General features: G+C 44.5%; 8 protein-coding genes and 1 pseudogene. 6 read left to right on the top strand and 3 right to left on the bottom strand.

Features of this window, described 5'->3' with window-relative positions:
• A pseudogene (locus tag K5Q29_RS08530) lies at window positions 1–322 on the top strand (transposase); the annotation flags it as partial.
• Between the two features lie 654 nt (window positions 323–976).
• On the opposite strand, the gene rnjA reads toward K5Q29_RS08530, so the two are convergent.
• The gene (gene rnjA, locus K5Q29_RS08525; protein ID WP_002938522.1) at window positions 977–2,656 is read right to left on the bottom strand and encodes a ribonuclease J1; all 1,680 of its coding nucleotides are present in this window, start codon (window positions 2,654–2,656) and stop codon (window positions 977–979) included.
• Window positions 2,657–2,659: 3 nt separating this feature from the next.
• Window positions 2,660–2,890: a DNA-dependent RNA polymerase subunit epsilon gene (locus K5Q29_RS08520; protein ID WP_002938523.1), complete on the bottom strand. Its 231-nt coding sequence runs from the start codon at window positions 2,888–2,890 to the stop codon at window positions 2,660–2,662.
• Between the two features lie 710 nt (window positions 2,891–3,600).
• Between K5Q29_RS08520 and tsaB the strand changes: the two genes are divergently transcribed.
• Genes tsaB through tsaD form a run of 3 tightly spaced genes read left to right on the top strand, consistent with a single transcriptional unit; the run spans window position 3,601 to window position 5,718 of the window.
• Complete coding sequence (tsaB, locus tag K5Q29_RS08515; RefSeq protein WP_024418193.1) at window positions 3,601–4,284, top strand: tRNA (adenosine(37)-N6)-threonylcarbamoyltransferase complex dimerization subunit type 1 TsaB; 684 nt, start codon at window positions 3,601–3,603, stop codon at window positions 4,282–4,284.
• Window positions 4,281–4,721, top strand: coding sequence for a ribosomal protein S18-alanine N-acetyltransferase (rimI, locus tag K5Q29_RS08510; protein WP_024418192.1), 441 nt, complete (start codon window positions 4,281–4,283; stop codon window positions 4,719–4,721). Before tsaB ends, rimI begins: the two co-directional genes overlap by 4 nt.
• The gene (gene tsaD / locus K5Q29_RS08505; RefSeq protein WP_105139165.1) at window positions 4,711–5,718 is read left to right on the top strand and encodes a tRNA (adenosine(37)-N6)-threonylcarbamoyltransferase complex transferase subunit TsaD; all 1,008 of its coding nucleotides are present in this window, start codon (window positions 4,711–4,713) and stop codon (window positions 5,716–5,718) included. The genes rimI and tsaD overlap by 11 nt, the downstream gene beginning before the upstream one ends.
• 36 nt (window positions 5,719–5,754) lie before the next feature.
• On the opposite strand, the gene K5Q29_RS08500 is transcribed toward tsaD, so the two are convergent.
• Window positions 5,755–6,591, bottom strand: a complete 837-nt coding sequence (locus K5Q29_RS08500; protein ID WP_024382108.1) for an AraC family transcriptional regulator — start codon at window positions 6,589–6,591, stop codon at window positions 5,755–5,757.
• 214 nt (window positions 6,592–6,805) lie between these two features.
• Between K5Q29_RS08500 and K5Q29_RS08495 the strand changes: the two genes are divergently transcribed.
• The gene (locus tag K5Q29_RS08495) at window positions 6,806–8,080 is read left to right on the top strand and encodes a sugar ABC transporter substrate-binding protein (protein ID WP_105139166.1); all 1,275 of its coding nucleotides are present in this window, start codon (window positions 6,806–6,808) and stop codon (window positions 8,078–8,080) included.
• Between the two features lie 67 nt (window positions 8,081–8,147).
• Entirely contained in the window at window positions 8,148–9,041 is an 894-nt protein-coding gene (locus K5Q29_RS08490) for a carbohydrate ABC transporter permease (protein ID WP_105139167.1), read from the top strand.
• The last annotated feature ends 7 nt before the right edge of the window (window positions 9,042–9,048 follow it).

Raw genomic sequence — 9,048 nt, 5'->3', positions numbered from 1 at the left:
TTTCCGACATCTGGACATTTAGCTTCTTGGGCTGGACTCTGTCCAGGTAATAATGAGAGTGCTGGTAAGAAACGAAGTACCAAGATTCGGCATGGTAATTCTTATTTGAAGAAATGTTTATGCCAAGCCGCTTTCGCTGTCAAAAAACAAAAAGGAAGTCCTCTAGCAGCCCGATTTTATCAGATTCAAAGTCGGCGTGGTTCACAAAAAGCAACAATTGCCCTCGCACATCAATTATTAAAAATAGCCTATATCCTTTTAAAAGAGCAGATAACGTATCCTGAATTTTTAGCACAGAAAAAGACTACTAGGGACGAGCTAGTAGCCTAACATAAAAATTTTTCGCTTTGATTATATCATAGGGAGGGAGTTTTTGCATTCTTTTGAGTTTTCGTATAAGAACTCAACCATTCATAGAAGAGTTCGTCAACAAGTCTTTATTTCTAGTTGTTGAGCTGAAACAGTCTATTCCCAGACTGTTTCACTCCCACCCCCGCATAGCACCAAAGGTTCGGGGAACCTTTGGTGGTTGGAGATGAAGCGAACTTTGTTCGCAACAGTCGTAATGGTCAGATTTGGAGTGTGAAACGCGAACAAATCTGCCAATCAACCACTGCGCTGAGATGTTGACACGAACACTGAGAAGTGGGCCAGGGCTTTTTGTCCAGCCTCTTGTTCATGAGCTTGAAAATTAGAGAGCGAGTAATGGTCCAGTGGAGTGAAGTAGTCTGGGAAGAGACTGTTTCAGCCTGAGCTAAGAAATAGCAGGGCGAGGGGATGGACATGAGCTTGAAGACGGTCTTTTTCAAGCTGGGTTATCTTGTTATACTCAATGAAAATCAAAAGTAGCCTAGGAAACGAAGCCGAAGATAGAACTGGAGTTCATCAAGGCAAGTTGACAACGGATAATTTTGATTTTCGAAGAGTATTAATATAAAATAAATCCCAGAGGTTTCACCTATGGGATTTTAGTGTGTTATCGGTCAGGCGTCAGAATCATTGGGATAATGATTGGTTCACGCTCTGTTTTTTCGTATAGGAATGGTCGTAGGGCGTTAACAATAGCGCCGTTGACTGTTTGGATATTTGCGTCTTTGTTGCGCATGGCGATGCGGATAGCGTTGAAAAGGACGCGTTGGCTTTCGCGAATGAGCTCGCCAGATTCTCTCATATAGATAAAACCGCGACTGAGGATGTCTGGTCCTGCTAATATCATCTTAGAATTAAAATCGACAGTGGCTACTGCAAGGACAACACCATCTTCTGAAAGATCGCGGCGGTCTTTGAGGACTGCTGCGCCGATTTCACCGATGCGGTTTCCATCGACATAGATGTCTTGGGCGTTGAATTGACCTGCGAGACGTGCAGAATCTTTTGTCAGAGCAAGGACATCTCCGTTTTCCATGATGAAGATATTATCTTTTGGAACGCCTGTATCAACAGCTAGGCTGGCATGGATTTTTTGCATGCGGTATTCACCATGGACAGGCATGAAGTATTTTGGTTTGATCAAGCGGAGCATGAGTTTTTGCTCTTGTTGACCACCGTGCCCAGAGGTATGGATGTTGTTAATTTTACCGTGAATCACATCGACACCGGCTTCAATCAAGATATTGATGAGCTTGTTGACACCTGTGGTATTTCCCGGAATAGGACTGGACGAGAAGATGACCGTGTCGCCTGGCTGGAGTTGCACTTGACGGTGGGTACCGTGGGCGATGCGAGAGAGCGCTGCCATAGGCTCCCCTTGGCTCCCTGTACAGAGAATCATGATCTCGCTGGCAGGGTATTCTTTGATCTCGTTTGGCTCGATGAAGGTATCCTTAGGCACCTTGATGTAGCCGAGCTCGATACCGTTAACAATGGCTTTTTCCATGGAACGTCCAAAGACAGCGATTTTGCGTCCGGTTTTAACCGCTGCATCAGCCGCCTGTTGGAGACGGAAGATGTTGGAGGCAAAGGAAGCAAAGATGATACGTCCGTGGATGCCTTCGATCAGCTTCATGATGGACTGACCGACCACTTTTTCCGAGTTGGTAAAGGTTGGGACTTCAGCATTTGTCGAGTCGGAGAGGAGGCATAGAACGCCTTCTTCACCGAGGGCAGCCATGCGGTGAAGGTCTGCTGGCTCGCCAACTGGAGTGAAATCGAACTTGAAGTCACCGGTACAGACGATTTTTCCTTGCGGGGTGTCAACGACGATACCAAGTGGCTCTGGAATGGAGTGGGTGGTACGGAAGAAGCTGACTTTGAGGTGTTTGAAGGTCAACTCTGTATTATGATTGATTTCATGCAAAGTCGCATCACGGAGCAGTCCGTGTTCTTCCAATTTGCCTCGAATGAGGGCGAGGGCTAATGGACCAGCATAGATTGGGACATTGGCTTGCTTGAGTAAGAAGGGAATGCCTCCGATGTGGTCTTCGTGCCCGTGGGTAATGACCAGACCTTTAACACGGTCTAGGTTTTCAACGATGTAGGAGTAGTCTGGGATAACGTAGTCGATACCCAATAGGTCATCTTCTGGGAACTTGATACCGGCATCGACGATGAGAATTTCATCCTTGTACTCGATACCGTAGGTATTTTTCCCGATTTCTCCCAAACCACCGATGGCGAATACGCCAACTTCATGAGGTTTTAGATTGACTGATGACATGGATTAAAACTCCGTAATTTTGAAATCTGCGTGCTCTTTCTCGTACTCAAGATGATTGTCTGATAAGAGGTCGATAAATTCGATATTGTATTCAGGGCGGTTGGTTTCCACCAATTCACGCGCGATAATACGACCTTCCAATTCTGATGCAGCATCGATGTCTAGATAAAGAGCGCGTGTTTGCTCGCGACGTGGGCTAATTTTTGATTCTTGATAGAATACTTTATAAATCATGTGTAGTATAGTTCCTTTCTTTTTGACTGGCAACTATGAAAAAAGCCCCAAACAGTTGGGCTGTCTGGTAATATCTATTCAATTTTCTCGAGTTGTCAATTTATTCAGTCTAAATGTACTCTTCATTATACCATAAAATATGCTGATGGTAAAAGGGTTTGGTAGGAAAATGGAAAAGTGTCATGATTTTCAGAAATTCGGTATTTCAGAAGGGGATAAATCAAAGAAATGAGTTAGGATTCCGAATGTATTGGGATAGTTGAGATTGTGTAATGAACAATACAATTCAACTGTCAGATGGAGATATGAAATGCTGGGATGACAAATCGATTCTATCCGATAACCAACTTGAAATCACAACCGATTCTTTTCATTATTTGAAAAAAAGGCCAAGATAGCTTACAATAGAGAGTAGCATTGAAAAGTCTTTCAGTTTGCTTTTAGTAGTCGCTCCAACAGTCTAAGAATAGACTGTTGGTGGTTGGGAATAAGACGAATGTAATTCGTAACAATTGCTGCGGGTTGCTAGCATAGCCTAGTGGCTGTGCTAGGTTGGAAATTTGGCTTGCGAAGCAAGATACTACTGTAAAGTACGGCAAAGCGAGTTCAAATAATGATGAAATTATTTGAAGTGGGAAATACGGAAACGAAGTTTCCTCATGCGTCGCAGTAATAAAAGCAAACCGAATGACGTAAAGAAAGAGAAACGTATGAAAATCCTAGCTTTAGACAGCTCCAACCAGGCCCTATCGGTTGCCTTGGTGGAGGACGGTCGTTTGCAGGCGGAAACCCTGCTGACCGTCAAGAAAAATCATAGTATCAGCCTCATGCCTGTGGTCGATTTTTTGGTAGCGCAGGTGGGCTGGACGCCCAAAGACTTGAATAGGGTTGTGGTCGCTCAGGGACCTGGCTCCTACACGGGGCTTCGTGTGGCGGTGGCGACTGCCAAGACCTTGGCCTACACCCTCAAGATCGACTTGGTGGGGCTATCCAGTCTTCAGTCCCTGGTTCCGTCCAGCCTGACGGGTCTGGTGGTGCCCCTCATCGATGCTCGCCGTAACTGCGTCTATGCAGGTGTTTATGAAAATGGCAGAGCAGTCGAGGCAGACCGCTACTGGTCTTTTGAAGACTTGCTTTCTAGCCTGTCTGGCAAGGAAAACATCACCTTTGTCGGAGAAGTGGAAAACTTTATCAATCAAATCAAGCAAGCTCTGCCAACTGCCCATTGCCAAACTAGTCTGCCGTCTGCCTATCAGCTGGCGGTGATTGGTCAAGACTTGCCAGCAGTAGATGTCACCAGCTTTGAGCCCAACTATCTCAAACGAGTAGAGGCAGAGGAAAACTGGCTCAAGGACAACCAAGCTGGCTCAGAAAGTTATATCAAACGTGTATGATAGAGATTAAACACTACGATGGTCAGGAAAACCTGGCAGAGGCTGTTTTGGCAGTTATGCAGTCGGTTTATGAGCAGTCTCCATGGACTGTAGAGCAAATTGTGTCCAGTATGGCTAGTCAGGATGAGGACTACTATCTGGCCTATGAGGGTCAGGAGTTGGTCGGATTTTTGGCTGTGCAGACGGTGCTGGATGAAATGGAAATCTTGCAGATTGCTGTTAAGACTGATTTTCAGAGGTTGGGAATCGCCAGTCAACTGATGGCTGCTGTGATGGACTGGGATGGAGACATCTTCCTCGAAGTGAGGGAGTCCAATAGCGCAGCTCAGGCCCTCTATACACGCCAGCATTTTACCAAAATAGGAAAACGAAAAGACTACTACCGCCATCCTGTCGAGGACGCGGTGCTAATGAAGAGAGAACGTGATGAAAGATAGATTGATTTTGGCGATTGAGACTTCGTGTGACGAGACTTCGGTGGCTGTTTTGCGAAATGAGGCGGAGCTTTTGTCCAATGTCATTGCCAGCCAGATTGCCAGCCACCAGCGGTTTGGTGGGGTGGTGCCCGAGGTGGCCAGCCGTCACCATGTGGAAGTGATTACGGCCTGTATCGAGGAGGCCTTGTTGGAGGCGGAGGTGACGGCAGAGGACCTGACGGCTGTGGCTGTGACCTATGGGCCTGGCTTGGTCGGTGCCTTGCTGGTCGGGATTTCGGCTGCCAAGGCGTTTGCCTGGGCTAATGGTTTGCCACTCATTCCTGTCAACCACATGGCAGGGCATTTGATGGCGGCGCGTGCGGTCAAGGAGTTGGAATTTCCCCTCTTGGCCCTCTTGGTCAGCGGTGGGCACACGGAGTTGGTCTATGTCTCAGAGGCGGGTGGCTACAAGATTGTCGGTGAAACGCGAGATGATGCGGTCGGCGAAGCCTACGATAAGGTAGGGCGGGTCATGGGGCTCCCCTATCCAGCTGGTCGTATTATTGATGAATTGGCTCATGAGGGGCAAGACATTTATGACTTCCCTCGTGCTATGATAAAAGAAGATAATCTGGAGTTTTCTTTTTCAGGTTTGAAATCCGCCTTTATCAACCTCTACCACAATGCCCAGCAGAAAGGGGAAACCTTGTCCAATGCGGACCTGTCAGCTTCTTTCCAAGCCTGTGTTATGGACATTCTCATGGCTAAGACCAAGAAGGCCTTGGAGAAATACCCTGTTAAGACCTTGGTCGTAGCGGGCGGTGTAGCAGCCAATCAGGGCTTACGAGAGCGGTTGGCGGCTGAAATCACGGATGTGGAGGTCATCATTCCCCCGCTTCGCCTCTGCGGTGACAATGCAGGTATGATTGCCTTGGCAGCCGTTAGTGAATACAACAAGGAAAACTTCGCTGGTTGGGACCTCAATGCCAAACCGAGTCTGGCTTTTGAGAATTTGTAGAATAAAAACCTCTTACGTCAAGGATGCGTAAGAGGTTTATTTGTGGATTTTTCGCCAGCGATTTGGAGAAATTTGGTAATGTCTTTTAAAAGCAGTTGAAAAATTGAATTGGTTGGAGTAGCCGATTTCTTCAGCAATTTCCTGTAGTGTCTTAGTGGTGTTTTTTAAGAGTTCGCAGGCTTCGCTGAGTCGGTATTGGATGATAAATTGTTGAGGTGAGATGTTCATTTGCTCCTTGAATAGCCGACTGAAGTAGTGGCGATTGAGGTTGCATACTTGTGCCAAATCATCGACGGATATAGCTTTCTCATAATTTCGTTCTACGAAGTTGATGGCTTCTCGTATATAAAATTCCTTGTTTTCATCGTGTTTGCTACTTGTTTTGGTTAGCGAACAGTCAATGAGGCAGGAGATAAAGAGGTAAAGGTGTCCGAGAACTAGAGCACTTTTTTGATGATGGAGCGCGAGAATTTGTTTCATTTCATGGTAGACAGGGCTAGAGGTGGGCATTTCCCGTTGTGAAAAGATAGGTTGTTCTTTTGAGAGTCCTGCTTGTCTGAGAAAATGCTCAGTTTTCAGACCGTCAAACTCAAGCCAGATATAGGTCCAGGGGTCCTTTTCGTCTGCTTCGTAGCTACAGATGGCTTCTGGGGAGATAAGGAAGCCCTGTCCTGCGGTCAGGTGGTATTCACGTTGGTCGGAGGTATCGTAAAAAGTACCTGAACCAGAGATGATGTAGTGAAACAGGTAGTGTTGTTTCATAGTTGGGCCGAATGAGTGAAGTGGCTTACAGGCTTCCATGCCAAATTGGATGGGGTAAAAATCTACATAGGATCGGTTATTAAAGACGTAAAATTCAGGTTGTATTTTCATCGTATTCTCCATACCAAAAGTGTAAAGGCTTACAATCAGTATAGCATATTTATATGTAAATGTGACATTTTATTTGAAAAAATTAAAAAATATCCCAAAATCATATGGAATATGTCAAATATTCCTATTTGATTATAAAGCGCTTACATGTTATAGTTGTAGTAGAAATAACAAAGTTCGTCGACGTATTCGACAAAAGAAAAGGAGTATTATCATGAAGAAAATTGGTCGCTATGTTACCTTGCTTGCGGCTGCAGGCCTGCTGGCAGCGTGTTCTACTTCGACTGAGTCTAGCAAAACTACGGAAGGAAGTAGTTCAGGAAAGACAGAAATATCCTATGCTATTTGGGATTCTGGTCAAGAGCCTGGTTTGAGAAAGATTGCGGATGAGTTTGAGAAAAAGAATCCAGATATTAAAATTAATATTCAAGTATCGGACTGGGATTCCTACTGGACCATGTTAGAAGCTGGTGCGACAGGTGGTTCATTGCCTGATACCTTCTGGATGCATTCAAATGAGATTTATCGCTATGGTTCCAATAAAATGCTATTGCCATTGGATGAATATTTAGCCAAGAGTGAGGATGCTAAACTAGCCAATTTCCCAGATGGTTTGAATGAAATCTACAATATAAATGGTAAGCAGTACGCTATTCCAAAAGATTTCGATACAATCGGTCTTTGGTACAATAAAAAATTATTTGACGAAGCAGGCATTCCATACCCAGACGATACTTGGGATTGGAATAAGTTGAAAGAAGTGGCGAAGAAATTGACCAAGCCAGATGGTAGTCAGTATGGTTTCGGTGCTGGTTTGAGTAACCAAGAGGGTTACTACAACTTTATCTATCAAAATGGTGGTAAGGTCATTACTGATGATTTGAAATCAGGCTATGCTGATCCTAAGACCATTGAGGCTTTGGATTACTACTTTAGCTTTGTCAAAGAAAAAATTTCACCGGCTATTACAGTAGATAAAGAGCGGGCCGAAGCATTCCAAAACGGTCAAGTGGCTATGAGCGTCTTCGGTTCTTGGAATTTATCTGGTTTCACTGCTAATGACTACATTCGTGAAAATGCTGATGTAGCTGTCTTGCCAAAAGGGCCAGATGGAACTCGTGCAACCATCTTTAATGGATTGGGTCATGCCATTGCTGCGACGACTAAACATCCAGATGCTGCTTGGAAATGGGTTGAGTACCTCAGCTCAAAAGAGGCACAAGAAATGCAGGCAACACTTGGTGTGGCAATCTCGGCTTATAAAGGCGCGGCAGATACTTGGGTAGATTCAAACAAAAACTTTACTATCAAGAATTATGTTGACATGGTGGATTATGCACAGATTCGTCCATATTCACAAACAACCATCAAGTGGGAAGATAAGGCTTATGAGCTATTGAAACCTGCTTATCTTGGAGAAAAAGCAACTGAAGAAGCTGCCAAAGAAACAGCTGATATGATGAATGCTGAATTAGCAACTGAAAAATAGGTAGGAGGTCTTGGGAAGTTGATTCTTCCCCGGACCTTCTTATTAAATGAAGAAGGATGGGGATAAGATGTTCCGAAAAAAAGGAAGTTTAAATGAGGCAATTTGGGGATGGGGAATGGTAGCACCGACCATTATTGGATTAATCGTGCTCAATATTATTCCTATTTTCCAAACCATGAAGATGAGTTTCCATAAGAGTGGAGATTTCGGTAAAGGCGATATTTTTGTCGGCTTGGCAAATTACCAACGAATGTTAGGGGATGCGCAAGTGTGGCAGGCGACATGGAATACCTTGAAGTACACGATTCTAGTTGTTCCAGCTACCGTTGCCTTGGCCATGTTGCTTGCAGTTTTGCTTAATTCTAAGATTAAAGGTAAGCATATTTATCGAACTATTTTCTTCTTGCCTATGGTGGCAGCACCAGCCGCAGTGACCATGGTTTGGAAATGGCTCTACAATACGGACTTCGGCTTGATTAACTATGTCTTGCGTCGTTTGGGACTGGGTGCTGTGAACTGGATTGAAGATCCAAAGATTGCTCTATACTCAATCGCTTTGATTGGAATTTGGAGTACTGTTGGCTATAGTATGATTTTAATTTTAGCTGGTTTGCAGGAAATTCCAACGGATTTTTATGAGGCAGCTCGTATTGATGGAGCTAGTCCAGCCAAGCAATTTTTCTCCATTACCCTGCCATTGGTTTCACCAACCCTGTTCTTTGTTGTGGTAACCAGTGTCATTCAATCCATGCAAGTCTTTGATGTTATCTATATGATGGAGGATGTTCGTAGTCCTGCCTATGATAAGACAGTATCTCTGGTTTATCTGTTTTACAATAATTCCTTTAAATATTCGGATAAGGGCTATGGCTCCACCATTGTCATGTTGTTGTTATTAATTATTCTTGTCATTACTTTCGTTCAGATGAAGGTACAGAAAAAATGGGTGCATTACCGTTAAGGAGGTT

The sequence above is a fragment of the Streptococcus sp. 2018037 genome, from assembly GCF_019754195.1.
Lineage (GTDB): Bacteria > Bacillota > Bacilli > Lactobacillales > Streptococcaceae > Streptococcus > Streptococcus hashimotonensis.
This window is presented reverse-complemented; position numbering and strand designations above follow the sequence as displayed.